The organism is Neobacillus pocheonensis, assembly GCF_050477905.1.
In the GTDB taxonomy this organism is placed as follows: domain Bacteria; phylum Bacillota; class Bacilli; order Bacillales; family Cytobacillaceae; genus Neobacillus; species Neobacillus pocheonensis_A.
The window spans coordinates 1-1,231 of the sequence record NZ_JBCNAD010000054.1 but is presented as its reverse complement, the minus strand read 5'-3'; the positions used below and the strand labels follow the sequence as shown (position 1 = coordinate 1,231).

General features: G+C 39.2%; 1 protein-coding gene. It reads right to left on the bottom strand.

Translation table 11 applies throughout. From position 1 onward, the window contains the following. Nucleotides 1-82 precede the first annotated feature (82 nt). On the bottom strand, nt 83-1,231 hold a 1,149-nt coding region (ltrA, locus tag ABES02_RS25330), incomplete at its 5' end, for a group II intron reverse transcriptase/maturase (RefSeq protein WP_430140540.1).

Below are 1,231 nucleotides of genomic sequence, written 5' to 3'. Positions count from 1 at the left end.
AATCGAGTAGAGGGAAAATAAGTTGATTATTTTCGCCCCTCTCACACCACCGTACGTACGGTTCCGTATACGGCGGTTCAATTTATATTACAGTGTGTACTTTTAGATAATGTTCTAAAGCAGAGGGAAGTCCCCTCTGCTTTAGTCTTTTGTTTGAAATCGCTCTTTGAACAACCTTTGATAGTCCGATGTACCGATAACCTTTCCGACAGAAAGTTAATCCTTTCGCCTCTTCCTCTGGAATCCCTAGTTGAACAAGTGATTTGATTCGTTTCTTTGATACCTTCCATTGCTTCCAGATGATAACTCTAATTCTGGAGCGAAGCTTCTTATCTATCTCAGTCATCGCTTTTTTCATATTCGAGATTCTAAAGTAATTAACCCACCCAAGTGTGACTTGTTTTAGTTTTAAGATTCGGTAGTCTAGCGGAACACTCCAATTTCGCTTTGTTAATTTCCGAAGCTTTCTTTGAAATTTTTGTATTGACGTGTGATGGGGTTTTACTTGGTATTTCTCCTTCTTAGAATCGTAATAAAATCCGAATCCTAAGAATTTCAAATCTTTTGGACGGGAGATTTTACTCTTTTCTACGTTGACTATTAACCCTAATTTATTTTCTATAAATCTCACGATTGTTGCCATCACTCTATTCGCTGCTTTCTCACTCTTCACGAAGATTAGGGCGTCATCAGCGTATCTCACGAATTGGAGTCCTCTACTTTCTAGTTCCTTATCCAGTTCGTTCAACATAATATTACTCAGCAGTGGGCTTAGGTTTCCTCCTTGCGGAGTTCCAACTGGTGTATCTTCATATTTCCCATTCACCATAACTCCACTGACAAGATATTTCCTTATTAGGGAAATGACATCTCCATCATCTATTGTATTAGAAATGATTCGCATGAGTTTATCGTGATGGACTGTATCGAAAAATCTTTCAAGGTCAATATCCACAACCCAATCGTATCCATCATTCAAAAATTCCAAGCTTTTAATAATTGCCATCTCACAGCTTCTTTTCGGTCTAAAGCCGTAACTTAATTCGCTGAACTGCTTTTCGAATATCGGGCTGAGAACTTGATGAAGGGCTTGTTGAACGACTCTATCCACTACTGTTGGTATTCCCAACTTGCGCATCTTGCCATTTTCTTTTGGGATTTCCACTCTTAAGGCAGCTTGTGGTTGGTATTTTCTTGTTCTGATGCGCTGACGTAGCTCATCCTTGTTCTC